This is a genomic window from Pseudomonas sp. LB3P81 (genome assembly GCF_054897965.1).
Genome location: NZ_JBUBVG010000001.1, coordinates 1,468,275 through 1,485,778, shown reverse-complemented (window position 1 = coordinate 1,485,778; position 17,504 = coordinate 1,468,275). Strand labels below are relative to the sequence as shown.

The window sequence follows — 17,504 nt, the reverse complement described above, 5'->3', positions numbered from 1 at the left end:
GCTCCTAGGGGGATGTCGGTGTTGGGCAGATTGGCAGCAACTGGTGAGAGAACTGTGGCGAGGGGATTTATCCCCGTTGGACTGCGCAGCAGGCCTGATTCTGGGGCCGCTTCGCTGCCCAACGGGGATAAATCCCCTCGCCACAGGTCAGCCCTCAACCGCAGGAACATGCCCGAACATCTCCTGAGCAAACTCGACCCGCTCCTGCACCGTCTCGGTAATCCCGCGAGCCTTCAACTCCTCCAGCCGTGCCTCGACCGCATGGGTGCGCAACGTCAGCCCGCAATCATTGGCAATCTGGATGTTCAGACCCGGCCGGGCGTTCAGCTCAAGAATCAGCGGCCCTTTCTCCTGGTCCAGCACCATGTCGACACCGATGTAACCCAGCCCGCACAGCTCATAACAGCCGGCGGCGAGTTTCATGAAACCGTCCCAGTAGGGCAGTTGCACGCCGTCCACCGCGTTGGTGGTGTCCGGGTGTTTGGTGATGATGTTGTTCAGCCAGGTGCCGCGCAGGGTCAGGCCGGTGGCGAGGTCGACACCGACGCCGATGGCGCCCTGGTGCAGGTTGGCCTTGCCGCCGGACTGGCGCGTCGGCAGGCGCAACATTGCCATCACCGGGTAGCCCATCAGCACAATGATGCGGATATCCGGCACGCCTTCGTAACTGATGCTTTTGAAAATCTGATCGGGTGTCACGCGGTATTCAATCAGTGCGCGATCGCGGTGACCGCCCAGGGAATACAGGCCGGTGAGGATGCTGGAGACATGGTGCTCGATTTCCTCGTGACTGATGATCTTGCCGGACACCGTGCGATAGCGGCCCTCGAAACGGTCGGCAACCACAATGATGCCGTCGCCGCCCGCGCCCTGGGCCGGTTTGATCACGAAGTCATTGCGCCCGCCGATGATCTCGTCGAGGTTGTCGATCTCTTTCTCGGTGGAAATCACGCCATACAGTTCCGGCACATGAATGCCGGCGGCGATCGCTCGCTCCTTGGTGATGATCTTGTCATCGACGATCGGGTACAGGCTGCGCTTGTTGTACTTGAGCACGTAGTCCGCGTTGCGCCGATTGATCCCCATGATGCCCCGGGCTTCGAGGGCCTTCCAGGTCTTCCAGAAGCCGAACATCAGGCGTCAGCCTTTTTCAGGAACGCCTTGAAACGGACCAGTTCGGTCAGGCGGTAGCCGCGATAGCGACCCATCGCCAGCATGAAGCCCACCAGGATCAGCAGGATCGCCGGGAAGGTGAACACGAAGTACACCAGTTCCGGCACGCTCATGATCAGGTGCGCCAGAGTGGCAGCGAACAAGGTGCCGATCGCCACTTTCATCGCATGCCCGGAACCGCGTTCTTCCCAGGTGATCGACAGGCGTTCGATGGTCATGGTCAGAATCACCATCGGGAACAGCGCCACGGACAACCCGCGTTCCAGACCGAGCTTATGGCTGAGCAGACTGATCGCCGCGATCAGCACCACCACGAAGGTCAACACCACCGACAGCCTTGGTAACATTTGCAGTTTCAGGTGTTCAAGGTACGAGCGCAGCGACAGCCCCAGCGCCGTGATGATGGTAAACAGCACGATGCCGAAGCCGAGCTGGGTTTCGCGGAAGGCGAGGGCGATCAGTACCGGGGTAAAGGTGCCGAGGGTCTGCAAGCCGATCAGGTTGCGCAGGATCAGGATCACCAGCACGCCGATCGGGATCATCACCATGATCATGAAGGTCTGCTGGGTTTGCAGCGGCAGCCCGTACAGCGAGTATTCGAGGAAGTTGGCGTCGGTGTTTTCGTCGGTCAGCTTGGCCAGGCGAATGGCGTTCATTTCGCTGTTGTTCAGGCTGAACGTCACGGTGGCTTTCTTGCCGCCATCGACGGTGATCAGGTTTTCATCGCCGGTCCACCACAGCAGGCGGTCGGTCGGCAGGCCTTGCTCGCCGGTTTCCGGGTTGAAATACAGCCAGTCGGTGCCGTTGAAGCTGCGCAGCCAGAGTTCCGGTGTTTGCGGTTGGTCGGCCACCAGACGGATGGTGTGGACCTTTTCCACCGGCACGTGGGCAATGGACAGTACCAGTTCGACGATTTTGGCCTTGTGCCCGCTGGACGGATCGCCGCCCAGCAACAGTTTCACGTTGTCGTCGTTGAGGTTGTTGACCCGTTTGATCGCTTCGCCAATGAAGGTTTCGACGTCGGCCGAGTGCTGGCGAATCGGTGCGAGCAGGGCTTCGGCGGCAACTTTTTCTGCGCCTTCGACGGCGATGCTGTCGCGGAAGGTCGGGCCTTTGATCTTGGATTTTTCACCGGTGTAGCGCTTGGTCAGCACCAGGCGGTAATAAAGCGTCTGGTTGCCTTTGGCCCGGCGTGCCGACCAGGTGACCTTGCGGTTGCCGTCGACACGGTTCACGGCCACGCCGTAATTATTGGAGATGAAGCTTTCGTTGAGGCTGACGAAATCGCGGCTCAGCGGCGGCACGAACATCTGGATCTTGACCGGGTCCTTGACACTGGCGACGAACTCGACTTTGGCGTCGATGTTCCACAAGTCGTCGGTGGCGTCTTCGGTCACGGGAATGCCGAGCACGAAAATCTGATAGGCCGTAACTGAAATGCCCAGCACCACCAGGATGGCGATCAGCATTTTCAGATGGAGGGTAAGAGAGCGCATTGGAATTACTCTGCGGTATGTGCGTCGGTGGCGCAGGCGGGTTTGCCAGCAGCGTATTTAAGACTGGGGTCGACCAGCGCATCAAAGCGCTTGAGCGCTTCGGAGCCGATCAGGAGCGGATATTGGAAGGCGCTTCGGTCGGTCAAGTTCACTTCGATGCTGCGTAAAGCCGAACCCATGCAGATATCCAGCTCGATCACCGGACGGGCGGTGTACTTTTTGCCTTCTTCCGGATCGTAGTCGCCGGCGCGGCGCTTGATCTTGCTGACGCGGGCCAGTGGCCGTTCGATCGGGTGCGAGTGCGCCGCGTCGATCGCCAGATAGAAGCGCACCCACGACTCGCCATTGCGTTTGAAGCGTTTGATGTCGCGGGCGCTCAGGGAGGCGGTTTTCGCCCCGGTGTCGAGTTTGGCCGCGACTTCCAGGTCGATGCCGTCCAGCGAGGCGTACTCGTTGAGGCCGTACACAGTCTTTTCCCCCGCCGCGGCGACACCGGGCAGGCAAAGCAGATAAAGGAAGGTGGGGAAGGGCTTGAGTCTCATAAATCCTGGTGCGCAGCGGTCCGTGTTTCGATTCAAGGCCCTGGCATCGCTGCGCAAGCTCCCTCGTATGCCTATCAGCTATTTATGACAATTAGTGCAGACGTCACAAACAAATGCGGGCGGCATTCTAGCACGGTGGTTTTATGGCGCCAGCGCTGGCCAGCGGCTATGAGCCTTTGGGTCCGTAGGAGCGAAGCTTGCTCGCGATGGACTTCAGGACGACGCGTGTATCCAGAGAATACGCGTTATCGTTGGCGTCCATCGCGAGCAAGCTCGCTCCTACAGTCGTATGTGGTTATTAGACGATTGTCGACAATACCTATTTATCCTTTGACTATTAGGCCTGTATTCGCTAGTTTTTGCCGCATAAGCTTTCAAGGTGTCGACAATATGCTGAATCAACTCGATCCCCCGGTCATTGCCCAAGACGATTCGGAAACACTTTCCGAGAACGTCTTCCGGCGCATTCAGGCGGCCATCGTCAAGGGCGAGATTGCCCCGGGCAGCAAGATCTCCGAACCGGAACTGGCGCGCACCTATGGCATCAGCCGTGGCCCGTTGCGTGAAGCGATCCACCGTCTGGAAGGCCAGCGCCTGCTGGTTCGCGTGCCGCACGTCGGGGCGCGAGTGGTTTCCCTGAGCCACGCCGAGTTGCTGGAGCTCTATGAAATCCGCGAATCCCTCGAAGGCATGGCCTGCCGTCTCGCGGCAGAACGCATGACCGTCGAAGAAATCGACGAACTGCGCCGCGTCCTTGAAACCCACGAGCGCGATGCGGCGTTTCAGGCCGGTGTCGGCTATTACCAGCAGGAAGGCGATTTCGACTTTCATTACCGGATCATCCAGGGCAGCGGCAACCGCACCCTGACGCAGATGCTCTGCGGCGAGCTCTATCAACTGGTGCGCATGTACCGCATCCAGTTTTCCACCACGCCCAATCGCCCGCGCCAGGCCTTTGCCGAGCACCACCGGATTCTCGACGCCATCGCCGACCGTGACGGTGAACTGGCCGAGTTGTTGATGCGCCGTCACATCGGCGCCTCCAAACGCAATATCGCCCGTCATTACCAGGACGGCGCCACTAAGACAGCCACTGAAAGAGGTGAGTCATGAGTTTCAACAAAAGCACTCCAGGCCAGCGTTTCCGCGATGCGGTCGCCAGCGAGCATCCGCTGCAAGTGGTCGGCGCGATCAACGCCAACCATGCGCTGCTGGCCAAGCGCGCCGGTTTCAAGGCTATCTATCTGTCGGGTGGCGGGGTGGCTGCCGGCTCCCTCGGCGTGCCGGATCTGGGCATCACCGGCCTGGATGACGTGCTGACCGACGTGCGCCGCATCACCGACGTCTGCGACCTGCCGCTGCTGGTGGACGTGGACACCGGTTTCGGTTCCTCGGCGTTCAACGTTGCGCGCACCGTCAAGTCGATGATCAAGTTCGGCGCGGCGGCGATTCACATCGAAGATCAGGTCGGCGCCAAGCGCTGCGGTCACCGTCCTAATAAAGAAATCGTTTCGCAGCAGGAAATGGTCGACCGCATCAAGGCTGCGGTTGATGCGCGCACCGATGACAGCTTCGTGATCATGGCCCGCACCGATGCGCTGGCCGTTGAAGGTCTGGAGTCCGCACTGGATCGCGCTGCGGCGTGCATCGAGGCCGGCGCCGACATGATCTTCCCGGAAGCCATCACCGAACTGGAGATGTACAAGCTGTTCGCCAGCCGCGTGAAAGCGCCGATCCTGGCCAACATCACCGAATTCGGCGCGACGCCGCTGTACACCACCGAGCAGTTGGCCGGTGCCGATGTGTCGCTGGTGCTATACCCATTGTCCGCGTTCCGCGCCATGAACAAAGCTGCGGAAAACGTCTACACCGCGATCCGCCGCGACGGCACGCAACAGAACGTGATCGACACCATGCAGACCCGCATGGAGCTTTACGATCGCATCGACTACCACACGTTCGAGCAGAAGCTCGATGCGTTGTTTGCCGCGAAGAAGTAAGGATCAAAAGATCGCAGCCTCGTTTCACTCGACAGCTCCTACAGGGTGTTGTCGAACGCAGCCAATGTAGGAGCTGCTGAAGGCTGCGATCTTTTCAACATCACCCGAATAGCGTGACGAATCACAATTTGCCGATTCCCTGACAAATTCAAAAATACTGGAGACAGCAATGGCCGAAGCAAAAGTACTCAGTGGCGCCGGGCTCCGTGGCCAGGTTGCCGGACAAACCGCACTGTCCACCGTGGGCCAGTCGGGCGCAGGCCTGACCTATCGCGGCTACGACGTTCGCGAACTGGCGGCTGACGCCCAGTTCGAAGAAGTGGCCTACCTGCTGCTGTACGGCGAACTGCCGACCAAAGCACAACTCGCTGCTTACGAGGACAAACTGAGCAAGCTGCGCGACCTGCCGCAAGCCTTGAAAGAAGTGCTGGAACGCATCCCCGCCGACGCCCACCCGATGGACGTGATGCGCACCGGTTGCTCGTTCCTGGGCAATATCGAGCCGGAGAAAGATTTCTCCGAGCAGCACGACAAAACCGACCGCCTGCTGGCCGCGTTTCCAGCGATCATGTGTTACTGGTATCGCTTCAGCCACGACGGCAAGCGCATCAGCTGTGTGAGCGACGAACAATCCATTGGCGGCCACTTCCTGCACCTGCTGCACGACAAGAAACCGAGCGAGTTGCACGTCAAAGTGATGAACGTTTCGCTGATCCTCTACGCGGAACACGAATTCAACGCTTCGACCTTCACCGCGCGGGTGTGTGCATCGACCCTGTCCGACCTGTTCTCCTGCGTCACTGCGGCCATCGGTTCCCTGCGCGGTCCGCTGCACGGCGGCGCCAACGAAGCGGCGATGGAAATGATCGAGCGCTTCTCGTCGCCGGAAGAGGCGATCAAAGGCACCCTCGGCATGCTCGAGCGCAAGGACAAGATCATGGGCTTCGGCCACGCGATCTATAAGGACAACGATCCGCGCAACGAGGTGATCAAGGGCTGGTCGAAAAAACTCGCGGACGAAGTGGGCGACACGCTGTTGTTCCCGGTTTCCGAAGCCATCGACAAGACCATGTGGGAGCAGAAAAAACTGTTCCCGAACGCCGACTTCTACCATGCGTCGACGTACCACTTCATGGGTATTCCGACCAAGTTGTTCACGCCGATCTTTGTCTGCTCGCGCCTGACCGGTTGGGCAGCGCATGTGTTCGAACAGCGTGCCAACAACCGCATCATCCGCCCGAGCGCCGAATACACCGGCGTCGAACAGCGCAAGTTCGTGCCAATCGAACAACGCTGAATGGTGAGGGCTGACTCCGGGATCTGAATGCAACGCAGATCCCTGTGGGAGTGAGCCTGCTCGCGATGACGGACTGACATTCAACATCAATGTCGCCAGATACATCGCTATCGCGAGCAGGCTCGCTCCCACAGTGGATGGTGTGAACTTCAAGTCTGGTGCCAGGCCCCATCCTTTGTAATTACCGTGACCGAGTCCTGACCGATGAACACTGAATTCCGTAAACCGCTGCCCGGCAGCCATCTGGATTACTTCGATGTCCGTGCGGCGGTCGAAGCCATCCAGCCCGGCGCCTACGACACCCTGCCGTACACCTCCCGCGTGCTGGCGGAAAACCTGGTGCGTCGCTGCGACCCGGCCACGCTCACCGAATCCCTGAAGCAATTCATCGAGCGCAAACGCGACCTCGATTTCCCGTGGTTCCCGGCCCGCGTGGTGTGCCACGACATCCTCGGTCAGACCGCATTGGTCGACCTCGCCGGCCTGCGTGACGCCATCGCCCTGCAAGGTGGCGACCCGGCGCAAGTGAACCCGGTGGTGCCGACGCAACTGATTGTCGACCACTCCCTGGCCGTCGAGCGCGGTGGCTTCGATCCGCAGGCGTTCGAGAAGAACCGCGCCATCGAAGATCGTCGCAACGAAGATCGTTTCCACTTCATCAACTGGACCAAAAAGGCGTTCAAGAACGTCGACGTGATTCCGCCCGGCAACGGGATCATGCACCAGATCAACCTGGAGAAAATGTCTCCGGTGATTCAGGTGCGCGATGGCGTGGCGTTCCCTGATACCTGCGTCGGCACCGACAGTCACACCCCGCATGTCGATGCGTTGGGCGTGATCGCCATCGGCGTTGGTGGTCTGGAAGCCGAGAGCGTGATGCTCGGCCGCGCATCGTGGATGCGTCTGCCGGAAAGCGTCGGCGTCGAACTGACCGGCAAGCTGCAACCGGGCATCACCGCCACCGACATGGTGTTGGCGCTGACCGAGTTCCTGCGCAAGCAAAAAGTGGTTGGCGCATGGCTGGAATTCTTCGGCGAAGGCGCCTCCGCGCTGACCCTCGGCGACCGCGCAACCATTTCCAACATGGCCCCGGAATACGGCGCCACCGCGGCGATGTTCTACATCGACCAGCAAACCATCGACTACCTCAAACTCACCGGCCGTGAAGACGAGCAAGTGCAGTTGGTCGAGCACTACGCCAAGACCACGGGCCTGTGGGCCGACAGCCTGAAGGGCGCGCAATACGAGCGCGGCTTGACCTTCAACCTGTCCTCGGTGGTACGCAACATGGCCGGCCCGAGCAACCCGCACGCCCGCGTTGCGACCTCGGATCTGGCCGCGCAGGGCATCTCCGGCCAGTGGAGTGACGTGCCTGGCCAGATGCCGGACGGTGCGGTAATCATCGCCGCCATCACCAGCTGCACCAACACCAGCAACCCGCGCAACGTGATTGCCGCCGGCCTGCTGGCGCGCAACGCGAACAAGCTCGGTCTGACCCGCAAGCCGTGGGTCAAATCGTCCCTGGCGCCGGGTTCGAAAACCGTAGCGTTGTACCTCGATGAAGCGGGCCTGACCGACGAGCTGGAACAACTCGGTTTCGGCGTTGTGGCCTTCGCCTGCACCACCTGCAACGGCATGTCCGGTGCGCTCGATCCGGTGATCCAGCAAGAGATCATCGACCGCGACCTGTACGCCACCGCCGTGCTCTCGGGCAACCGCAACTTCGACGGGCGGATTCACCCGTACGCCAAGCAAGCGTTCCTCGCTTCGCCGCCATTGGTGGTCGCGTATGCCATCGCCGGCACCATCCGTTTCGACATCGAAAAAGATGTGTTGGGCCTGGATGCGAACGGCAAGGAAATCCGTCTGAAAGACATCTGGCCGAGCGACGAAGAGATCGACGCAGTGGTCAAGGCCTCGGTCAAACCGGAGCAGTTCCGTCAGGTCTACATCCCGATGTTCGCCATCCATGAAGACACCGGGCCGAAGGTCACGCCGCTGTACGATTGGCGCGAGATGAGCACCTACATCCGCCGTCCGCCGTACTGGGAAGGCGCGCTGGCCGGTGCGCGTCCGCTCAAGGGCATGCGCCCGCTGGCGGTGCTGCCGGACAACATCACCACCGATCACCTGTCGCCGTCGAACGCGATCATGCTCGACAGCGCCGCCGGCGAATACCTGGCGAAAATGGGCCTGCCGGAAGAGGACTTCAACTCCTACGCCACGCACCGCGGCGATCACCTGACCGCGCAACGCGCGACCTTCGCCAACCCGAAACTGTTCAACGAAATGGTCCAGGAAAACGGCAAGGTCAAGCAGGGCTCGCTGGCCCGCGTCGAGCCGGAAGGCCAGGTGATGCGCATGTGGGAAGCCATCGAAACCTACATGGAGCGCAAGCAGCCGCTAATCATCATTGCCGGCGCCGACTACGGTCAGGGTTCATCCCGCGACTGGGCAGCGAAGGGTGTGCGTCTGGCGGGTGTGGAAGCGATTGCCGCCGAAGGTTTCGAACGCATTCACCGCACCAACCTGGTGGGCATGGGCGTGTTGCCACTGGAGTTCAAACCGGGCACCGACCGTCACACCCTGGCCATCGACGGCAGCGAAACCTACGACGTGATCGGCGAACGCACGCCGCGTGCCGAGCTGACGCTGGTGATCAACCGCAAAAACGGTGAGCGCGTCGAAGTGCCGGTGACCTGCCGTCTCGACACCGCCGAAGAAGTGTCGATCTATGAGGCCGGCGGCGTGTTGCAACGCTTCGCTCAGGACTTCCTCGAAGAATCGGCAGTCGCCGTCTAAAACCCGGTTTGCGGGCAGGGGATTTCAAGTCCCTTGCCCGCTATGAAGGAGTAACAATGGCTCACGCACCGCAGATCAAAATCCCCGCCACCTACATGCGTGGCGGCACCAGCAAAGGCGTGTTCTTCAGCCTGAAAGACCTGCCCGAAGCGGCTCAGATTCCTGGCCCGGCGCGCGATGCGCTGTTGCTGCGCGTGATCGGCAGCCCCGACCCGTACGACAAGCAAATCGACGGCATGGGCGGCGCGACCTCCAGCACCAGCAAAACCGTGATCCTGTCGAAAAGCCTCAAGGCCGATCACGACGTCGATTACCTGTTCGGTCAGGTGTCGATCGACAAGCCTTTCGTGGACTGGAGCGGCAACTGCGGCAACCTGTCGGCGGCGGTCGGTTCGTTCGCCATCAGCAACGGCCTGGTCGACGCCAGCCGCATTCCGCACAACGGTGTGGCGGTGGTGCGCGTGTGGCAGGCCAACATCGGCAAGACCATCATCGCCCACGTGCCGATCACCAACGGTGAAGTGCAGGAAACCGGCGATTTCGAACTCGACGGCGTGACCTTTCCGGCGGCCGAAGTGCAGGTCGAATTCATGGACCCGGCGGCGGAAGAAGAGGGCGGTGGCGGTTCGATGTTTCCTACCGGGAATTTGGTGGACGACCTCGAAGTGCCCGGCGTCGGGACCTTTAAGGCGACCATGATCAATGCCGGTATCCCGACCATTTTCGTCAATGCCGAAGACATCGGTTACACCGGCACCGAGTTGCAGGGCGCTATCAACGGTGATCCGAAAGCGTTGGCGATGTTCGAGACCATTCGGGCCTATGGCGCGTTGCGCATGGGACTGATCAAGTCGCTGGACGAAGCGGCCAAACGTCAGCACACACCGAAAGTAGCCTTCGTTGCCAAACCTGTGGATTACGTCGCGTCGAGCGGTAAAGCGATTGCAGCGGGGGATGTCGATCTGTTGGTGCGTGCGTTGTCCATGGGCAAGTTGCACCACGCGATGATGGGCACCGCGGCGGTGGCCATCGGCACGGCGGCAGCCATTTCCGGCACTTTGGTGAACCTCGCGGCCGGTGGTGTCGAGCGCAACGCTGTGCGCTTCGGTCATCCGTCGGGCACCTTGCGCGTCGGCGCCGAAGCGAGCCAGGTGAGCGGCGAGTGGACCGTCAACAAAGCCATCATGAGCCGCAGTGCGCGGGTGTTGATGGAAGGCTTCGTCCGTGTGCCGGGGGATTCTTTCTAACCGACACATAACCCCCGTAGGAGCTGCCGAAGGCTGCGATCTTTGCTTTTTAAAACAAGATCAAAAGATCGCAGCCTTCGGCAGCTCCTACGATTTAACCTGAACCGAGGTCCCATCAACGAACCACTTCAAGAGTGAATCGAACATGAGCACCAACGTCGACCAGAACAACCGCCCCGACTACGACACGGTCCTGCAGGACATTGCCGACTACGTCCTCACCTTCAAGATCGAATCCAATGAGGCGTTGGACACCGCCCGCAACTGCCTGATAGACACTCTCGGCTGCGGCCTCCTGGCCCTGCGCTTTCCCGAATGCACCAAACACCTGGGCCCTATTGTGGAGGGCACCGTCGTCCCGTTCGGCACCCGCGTGCCCGGCACCAGTTACCGTCTCGATCCGGTCAAAGCGGCCTGGGACATTGGCTGTATCGTTCGCTGGCTCGACTACAACGACACCTGGCTCGCCGCCGAATGGGGCCATCCGTCCGATAACCTCGGCGGCATTCTCGCGGTGGCCGATCACCTGTCGCAAAAGCGTCTGGCCAGTGGTGATGCGCCACTGACCGTTCGCGCCGTACTTGAAGCCATGATCATGGCTCACGAGATTCAGGGCGTCATTGCGTTGGAAAACTCCTTCAATCGTGTAGGCCTTGATCACGTCATTCTGGTGAAAGTCGCCTCGACCGCCGTTACCGCCAAACTGATGGGCGCCAATCGCGAGCAGTTGCTGTCGGCGTTGTCCCATGCCTTTGCCGACGGGCAAGCGCTGCGCACCTATCGGCATGCGCCGAATGCCGGTTCACGCAAATCCTGGGCGGCGGGTGATGCGACCAGTCGAGGCGTGCGCCTGGCGGACATCGCGATGCGTGGCGAGATGGGCATTCCCGGCGTGCTGACGGCCAGGCAGTGGGGCTTCTACGACGTGTTGTTCAGCCACACCAACAACGACTTGGCGCTCAAGGCCGAAGGCAAGCGTGCCTTCAGTTTTACCCGCTCCTATGGCAGCTACGTGATGGAAAACGTGCTGTTCAAAATCAGCTTCCCGGCCGAATTCCACGCGCAAACAGCCTGCGAAGCCGCCGTGACCTTGCACCCGCTAGTCAGAAATCGCCTGCACGACATCGACAGAATCGTCATCACCACCCACGAATCGGCGATCCGCATCATTTCCAAGGTCGGCCCGCTGGCCAATGCGGCGGATCGCGACCACTGCATTCAATATATGACCGCCGTCCCGCTGGCCTTTGGCAATCTGGTGGCCGAGCAGTACGAAGACAACTTCCATGCGGCGCATCCGGTCATTGATGTGCTGCGCGAGAAAATGGTTATCGTCGAAGACCCGCAATACACCCGTGAATACCTGGAGGCGGACAAACGCTCCATTGCCAATGCGATACAGGTGTTTTTCAAGGACGGTTCAAGCACCGAGAAGGTGGTGGTTGAATACCCGATCGGTCATCGCCGTCGCCGCGCGGAGGGTATTGCGCTGCTGGAAGACAAATTCAAGGCGAATCTGGCGACGCGATTCACGGCGCAGCGCAGTGCCGAGATTTTTGCGTTGTGCAAGGATCAGGCGCGGCTTGAGGCGACGCCGGTGAACCGGTTTGTGGATTTGTTTGTTATCTGAGAGACCGCGTTATCGTTCTTCGTCGGAACGCCGCCCGGAGCAAGCCCGCTCCCACAAGGGATTTTCAGTGAATACAACATTTGCAGACGACTGAGATTCACTGTGGGAGCGGGCTTGCTCGCGAAGGCGGCCTGACAGGCGCTGGAAATCTATTTGAACCGCCGCTCCACGCCTTTCTCAACGAGGATTTTCGCGGAGATTTCTTCCACCGAAAAATGCGTGGAATTGATGTGCGCAATGTTCTCGCGGCGGAACAGGTTCTCCACCTCGCGCACTTCAAACTCGCACTGTGCGTAGCTCGAATAGCGGCTGTTGGGCTTGCGCTCGTTGCGGATCGCGGTGAGACGGTCCGGGTCGATGGTCAGGCCGAACAGCTTGTGCTGGTGGGCGCGCAGGGCGTTTGGCAGGGTCAGGCGTTCCATGTCATCTTCGGTCAGCGGGTAGTTGGCCGCGCGGATGCCGAACTGCATGGCCATGTACAGGCACGTCGGTGTCTTGCCGCAACGCGACACCCCCACCAGGATCAGATCGGCCTTGTCGTAATAATGCGTGCGCGCGCCGTCGTCGTTGTCGAGGGCGAAGTTCACTGCCTCGATGCGTTCCATGTAATTGGAATTGTGGCCGATCGAATGGGACTTGCCGACGGTGTAGGAAGAATGCTCGGTCAGTTCCTGTTCAAGCGGTGCCAGGAAGGTCGAGAAAATGTCGATCATGAAACCATTGGACGTTGCGAGGATCTCACGGATGTCCTGATTGACGATGGTGTCGAAGATGATCGGCCGGAAGCCGTCTGTTTCGGCGGCTTTGTTGATTTGTTGTACCATGGCCCGCGCTTTGTCCACGTTGTCGATATACGGCCGCGTGAATTTGCTGAAGGTAATGTTTTCGAACTGCGCCAGGAGGCTTTGACCCAGGGTTTCGGCTGTAATGCCCGTGCCATCGGAGATAAAGAAAGCAGATCGTTTCATTTGCACCTTGGGCCTTAAGCTAATGTTCATTCTTGGATATGATAGGCGCGATTTGCCGGCCGCCAATGGCCCGCATTCTCACTTATTTTCCAGGTCCAGGCCATACAGTCGGCAAACGCTCCTTTATAGAGCACCGGCTTCTGAGCTTTTCCAACACAGTTAGTGGAGAGATCACCTTGGTAGAGTACGTAGTTTCCCTCGATAAGCTCGGCGTCCATGATGTGGAGCACGTAGGGGGCAAGAACGCATCCCTGGGCGAGATGATCAGTAACCTTGCAGGTGCCGGTGTATCGGTGCCCGGTGGCTTCGCCACGACAGCTCAGGCTTATCGTGATTTTCTGGAACTGAGCGGCCTGAACGATCAGATCCACGCCGCCCTCGACGCCCTGGACGTCGATGATGTCAACGCCCTGGCCAGGACCGGCGCCCAGATCCGTCAATGGATCATGGAAGCCGAATTCCCGGAGAAGCTCAACGCCGAGATCCGCACCGCGTTCGCCACGCTGTCGGCCGGCAACCCTGACATGGCCGTGGCCGTGCGCTCTTCCGCTACCGCCGAAGACTTGCCGGACGCTTCCTTCGCCGGTCAGCAGGAAACTTTCCTGAACATCCGTGGTGTCGAAAACGTTATTCGCGCCGCCAAAGAGGTGTTCGCTTCGCTGTTCAACGACCGCGCCATTTCCTACCGCGTGCACCAGGGCTTCGACCACAAACTGGTGGCCCTGTCGGCCGGCGTGCAGCGCATGGTCCGCTCCGAAACCGGCACCGCTGGCGTGATGTTTACCCTCGATACCGAATCGGGCTTCCGTGACGTGGTGTTCATCACCGGCGCCTACGGCCTGGGTGAAACCGTCGTACAAGGCGCGGTGAACCCGGACGAATTCTACGTCCACAAACAAACGCTTGAGGCCGGTCGCCCGGCGATCCTGCGCCGTAACCTCGGCAGCAAAGCCATCAAGATGATCTACGGCGAAGTCGCCACGGCCGGCAAGTCGGTCAAGACCATCGACGTCGACAAGGCTGATCGCGCACGTTTCTGCCTCAGCGACGCCGAAGTCAGCGAGCTGGCCAAACAAGCGATGATCATCGAGAAGCACTACAAGTGCCCGATGGACATCGAATGGGCCAAGGACGGTGACGACGGCAAGCTGTACATCGTTCAGGCCCGTCCTGAAACCGTGAAGAGCCGTACCTCGGCCAACGTCATGGAACGTTACCTGTTGAAAGAAACCGGCACCGTGCTGGTTGAAGGCCGCGCCATCGGCCAGCGTATCGGCGCCGGCAAGGTGCGGATCATCAAGGACGTGTCCGAGATGGACAAAGTCCAGCCGGGCGACGTTCTCGTTTCCGACATGACCGACCCGGACTGGGAGCCGGTCATGAAGCGCGCCAGCGCCATCGTCACCAACCGTGGCGGCCGTACCTGCCACGCGGCGATCATCGCTCGCGAACTGGGTATTCCGGCCGTGGTCGGTTGCGGCAACGCTACCCAGCTGTTGAAAGACGGCCAGGGCGTCACCGTTTCCTGCGCTGAAGGCGACACCGGTTACATCTTCGAAGGCGAACTGGGCTTCGACATCAAGAAAAACTCCGTCGACGCCATGCCGGATCTGCCGTTCAAGATCATGATGAACGTCGGTAACCCGGACCGCGCCTTTGACTTCGCGCAACTGCCGAACGCCGGTGTGGGCCTGGCCCGTCTGGAGTTCATCATCAACCGCATGATCGGTGTGCACCCCAAAGCGCTATTGAACTACGACGGCCTGCCACAGGAAATCAAGGACAGCGTCGACAAGCGCATCGCCGGTTACAACGACCCGGTCGGCTTCTATGTCGAGAAACTGGTCGAAGGCATCAGCACCCTGGCGGCCGCGTTCTACCCGAAAAAGGTCATCGTGCGCCTGTCGGACTTCAAGTCCAACGAATACGCGAACCTGATCGGCGGCAAACTCTACGAGCCGGAAGAAGAAAACCCGATGCTGGGCTTCCGTGGTGCTTCGCGTTACATCAGCGAATCGTTCCGTGACTGCTTCGAACTCGAGTGCCGCGCCCTCAAGCGTGTGCGCAACGAGATGGGCCTGACCAACGTCGAAATCATGGTGCCGTTCGTTCGTACCCTGGGCGAAGCGAGCCAGGTCGTCGACCTGCTGGCTGAAAACGGTCTGGCCCGTGGCGAAAACGGTCTGCGCGTGATCATGATGTGCGAACTGCCGTCCAACGCGATTCTGGCTGAAGAGTTCCTTGAGTTCTTCGACGGTTTCTCCATTGGCTCCAACGACCTGACTCAGCTGACGCTGGGCCTGGACCGTGACTCCGGGATCATCGCTCACCTGTTCGACGAGCGTAATCCGGCGGTCAAGAAGCTGCTGGCGAACGCCATTGCCGCGTGCAACAAGGCCGGCAAGTACATCGGCATTTGCGGTCAGGGCCCTTCGGACCACCCAGATCTGGCCAAATGGCTGATGGAGCAGGGCATCGAAAGCGTTTCGTTGAACCCCGATTCCGTACTGGAAACCTGGTTCTTCCTGGCGGAAGGTCAAGCTTCGGCGTGATCCTGTAGGAGCGAGCTTGCTCGCGATGGGCTGCAAAACGCCGCGTTTAATCAGCATAAACGCGTCATCGTTGGCGACCATCGCGAGCAAGCTCGCTCCTACAGGGAACGACGTAGCTCAGTGATGGCCTTTTTAGGATTCAAGTAGGGCGGGCATCCAGCCGGATGCCGCCCTTTTTTGTGCAAGGGCATTATGCAAAGCAGCAGCGACCTATTTCCTGTCGCCCTGATCAGCGCCGAGCGGCGCGGCGATCTGAGCGAAGACGTCTATCGTTTGAAGCCCGGCAACGGCCCTGACGGCACCGTCGAACTGGCTGTCACGCGCCTCGGCCTGGCAGATGAGCCGGCTGTGCGTGGCGTACCCGTGATTCTGTTGCACGGTAGTTTTTCCAATCGCCGTTTCTGGTTTTCTCCAAAGGGCCTGGGGCTCGGGGCTTACCTGACGCGCCTGGGATTCGATGTATGGATTCCGGAAATGCGCGGCCATGGCCTGTCCCAGCGCAACCAGGACTACCGCAGGAACCGCGTCGCCGACTACGCTCGTTACGATCTGCCGGCCATTGGCGCGTTCGTGCGTGAGCAGAGCGGCCAGGTTCCGCACTGGATCGGCCACTCGCTGGGCGGGATTACCCTGGCGGCGGCACTCGGTGGCGAGTACATCGGCGAGCCGGTGGTGGCCTCTGCGGCGTTCTTCGGCACGCAAGTCAGCCGCACCTACTGGCCGTTGAAACTTCCGCCGGTTGAGTGGAGCGGGCGCTTCATTCTCAAGCGTTTCGCCCAACTGTCCGGTTCACGGCTCAAGCGCGGCCCGGAGGACGAGCCGATTGGCCTGGCCCTGGAAGGCATGCGCTGGTACGGTCTTTTCGGGCGCTTTGGCGATGCCGACAAGGATTGGTGGGCGGGATTGGCCGAAGTCCGGTTGCCGATACTGGCGGTGAGTGCGGCGGGTGACCATCAGGATCCCGCGTGGGCCTGTCGCAAGTTGTTTGACCAGGTTGGCTCCGAGAATAAGCAGTTCGTCAACCTCGGTCGCGAGCAGGGCTTCGGCGATAATTTCGGTCACGTGGAAATGCTCGTCAGCAAAGCGGCGCAGGCTGAGGTCTGGCCGTTGGTGGCGCGCTGGTTGGCCGATCAGCGCACGCCGTTGCTGGGAGACAAGCCGGATTTGGCGGCGGCAGTCTGAGCCTGATGCTCTATCAAGGGCATTTCTCTCTGATCGGCTTGCGGCTAAGATACGACGCACTAAGTTTTTTTGGTCACTTTGCGACATCCTCGATTGTCTTCCTCTTTACAGGAGTTTCTCGATGAACCATTACCTCACGCCTGACCTGTGCGATGCCTATCCGGAACTGGTGCAGGTGCTGGAACCGATGTTCAGCAATTTCGGCGGCCGTGATTCCTTCGGTGGCGAAATCGTGACCATCAAGTGCTTCGAAGACAATTCGCTGGTCAAGGAGCAAGTCGAGCTCAAGGGGAATGGCAAGGTGCTGGTCGTCGATGGTGGCGGTTCCCTGCGTCGCGCGTTGCTGGGCGACATGCTGGCCGAAAAAGCCGCAAAAAACGGTTGGGAAGGGTTGGTGATCTACGGGTGCATCCGCGACGTCGATGTCATCGCGCAGACCGATCTGGGCGTTCAGGCCCTCGCCAGCCACCCGATGAAAACCGACAAGCGCGGTATCGGCGATCTTAACGTTGCGGTGACCTTTGCCGGTGTGACGTTCCATCCAGGCCACTATGTTTATGCGGACAACAACGGCGTGATCATTTCGCCAAGCCCGCTGAAAATGCCTGAGTAAAC

Annotated in this window: 13 protein-coding genes; 9 read left to right on the top strand and 4 right to left on the bottom strand. The window is 60.2% G+C overall.

What is annotated here, in order from left to right; translation table 11 throughout:
• Positions 1–147: 147 nt before the first annotated feature.
• The 3 genes from ACYZTL_RS06805 to rloA are packed head-to-tail and all read right to left on the bottom strand — an operon-like array spanning position 148 to position 3,211.
• Positions 148–1,134 carry an alpha-L-glutamate ligase-like protein gene (locus ACYZTL_RS06805; protein WP_461951128.1) on the bottom strand — a complete coding sequence of 329 codons (987 nt, stop codon included), beginning with the start codon at positions 1,132–1,134 and terminating at the stop codon, positions 148–150.
• Positions 1,134–2,669, bottom strand: coding sequence for an osmotic stress tolerance membrane protein RloB (gene rloB, locus ACYZTL_RS06800; protein WP_461951127.1), 1,536 nt, complete (start codon positions 2,667–2,669; stop codon positions 1,134–1,136). The genes ACYZTL_RS06805 and rloB overlap by 1 nt, the downstream gene beginning before the upstream one ends.
• Positions 2,670–2,674: 5 nt before the next feature.
• Complete coding sequence (gene rloA / locus ACYZTL_RS06795) at positions 2,675–3,211, bottom strand: retropepsin-like aspartic peptidase RloA (RefSeq protein ID WP_461951126.1); 537 nt, start codon at positions 3,209–3,211, stop codon at positions 2,675–2,677.
• Positions 3,212–3,604: 393 nt separating this feature from the next.
• On the opposite strand from rloA, the gene ACYZTL_RS06790 reads away from it, so the two are divergent.
• The 6 genes from ACYZTL_RS06790 (at position 3,605) to prpD (ending at position 12,187) form a co-directional block, all read left to right on the top strand.
• Complete coding sequence (locus ACYZTL_RS06790) at positions 3,605–4,324, top strand: GntR family transcriptional regulator (protein ID WP_461954276.1); 720 nt, start codon at positions 3,605–3,607, stop codon at positions 4,322–4,324.
• Positions 4,321–5,211: a methylisocitrate lyase gene (prpB, locus tag ACYZTL_RS06785; RefSeq protein ID WP_461951125.1), complete on the top strand. Its 891-nt coding sequence runs from the start codon at positions 4,321–4,323 to the stop codon at positions 5,209–5,211. The genes ACYZTL_RS06790 and prpB overlap by 4 nt, the downstream gene beginning before the upstream one ends.
• 169 nt (positions 5,212–5,380) lie before the next feature.
• A complete protein-coding gene (gene prpC, locus ACYZTL_RS06780; RefSeq protein WP_461951124.1) occupies positions 5,381–6,508 on the top strand; it encodes a bifunctional 2-methylcitrate synthase/citrate synthase in 1,128 nt (375 codons plus the stop codon).
• Positions 6,509–6,712: 204 nt separating this feature from the next.
• Positions 6,713–9,310: a Fe/S-dependent 2-methylisocitrate dehydratase AcnD gene (gene acnD, locus ACYZTL_RS06775; protein WP_461951123.1), complete on the top strand. Its 2,598-nt coding sequence runs from the start codon at positions 6,713–6,715 to the stop codon at positions 9,308–9,310.
• Positions 9,311–9,366: 56 nt separating this feature from the next.
• Positions 9,367–10,557: a 2-methylaconitate cis-trans isomerase PrpF gene (prpF, locus tag ACYZTL_RS06770; RefSeq protein WP_461951122.1), complete on the top strand. Its 1,191-nt coding sequence runs from the start codon at positions 9,367–9,369 to the stop codon at positions 10,555–10,557.
• A gap of 145 nt (positions 10,558–10,702) precedes the next feature.
• The gene (prpD, locus tag ACYZTL_RS06765; protein WP_461951121.1) at positions 10,703–12,187 is read left to right on the top strand and encodes a 2-methylcitrate dehydratase; all 1,485 of its coding nucleotides are present in this window, start codon (positions 10,703–10,705) and stop codon (positions 12,185–12,187) included.
• 149 nt (positions 12,188–12,336) lie between these two features.
• Here prpD and ppsR read toward each other — a convergent pair whose 3' ends face one another.
• On the bottom strand, positions 12,337–13,155 hold the full coding sequence (gene ppsR, locus ACYZTL_RS06760) for a posphoenolpyruvate synthetase regulatory kinase/phosphorylase PpsR (RefSeq protein ID WP_461951120.1): 819 nt from the start codon (positions 13,153–13,155) through the stop codon (positions 12,337–12,339).
• A 176-nt stretch (positions 13,156–13,331) separates the two neighbouring features.
• Here ppsR and ppsA point away from each other — a divergent pair, with 176 nt between their 5' ends.
• From ppsA to rraA, 3 genes are all read left to right on the top strand, one after another.
• Positions 13,332–15,707 carry a phosphoenolpyruvate synthase gene (ppsA, locus tag ACYZTL_RS06755; RefSeq protein WP_461951119.1) on the top strand — a complete coding sequence of 792 codons (2,376 nt, stop codon included), beginning with the start codon at positions 13,332–13,334 and terminating at the stop codon, positions 15,705–15,707.
• Between the two features lie 192 nt (positions 15,708–15,899).
• On the top strand, positions 15,900–16,889 hold the full coding sequence (locus ACYZTL_RS06750) for an alpha/beta fold hydrolase (protein ID WP_461951118.1): 990 nt from the start codon (positions 15,900–15,902) through the stop codon (positions 16,887–16,889).
• 121 nt (positions 16,890–17,010) lie between these two features.
• Complete coding sequence (gene rraA / locus ACYZTL_RS06745; protein WP_093217480.1) at positions 17,011–17,502, top strand: ribonuclease E activity regulator RraA; 492 nt, start codon at positions 17,011–17,013, stop codon at positions 17,500–17,502.
• Positions 17,503–17,504 lie beyond the last annotated feature (2 nt).

Coding starts and splice junctions, on each gene's coding strand:
- ppsR (WP_461951120.1), bottom strand. CDS start 13,155: ATGAAACGATCTGCTTTCTTTATCTCCGATGGCACGGGCATTACAGCC.
- ACYZTL_RS06805 (WP_461951128.1), bottom strand. CDS start 1,134: ATGTTCGGCTTCTGGAAGACCTGGAAGGCCCTCGAAGCCCGGGGCATC.
- prpC (WP_461951124.1), top strand. CDS start 5,381: ATGGCCGAAGCAAAAGTACTCAGTGGCGCCGGGCTCCGTGGCCAGGTT.
- prpF (WP_461951122.1), top strand. CDS start 9,367: ATGGCTCACGCACCGCAGATCAAAATCCCCGCCACCTACATGCGTGGC.
- rraA (WP_093217480.1), top strand. CDS start 17,011: ATGAACCATTACCTCACGCCTGACCTGTGCGATGCCTATCCGGAACTG.
- acnD (WP_461951123.1), top strand. CDS start 6,713: ATGAACACTGAATTCCGTAAACCGCTGCCCGGCAGCCATCTGGATTAC.
- prpB (WP_461951125.1), top strand. CDS start 4,321: ATGAGTTTCAACAAAAGCACTCCAGGCCAGCGTTTCCGCGATGCGGTC.
- prpD (WP_461951121.1), top strand. CDS start 10,703: ATGAGCACCAACGTCGACCAGAACAACCGCCCCGACTACGACACGGTC.
- rloA (WP_461951126.1), bottom strand. CDS start 3,211: ATGAGACTCAAGCCCTTCCCCACCTTCCTTTATCTGCTTTGCCTGCCC.
- ACYZTL_RS06750 (WP_461951118.1), top strand. CDS start 15,900: ATGCAAAGCAGCAGCGACCTATTTCCTGTCGCCCTGATCAGCGCCGAG.
- rloB (WP_461951127.1), bottom strand. CDS start 2,669: ATGCGCTCTCTTACCCTCCATCTGAAAATGCTGATCGCCATCCTGGTG.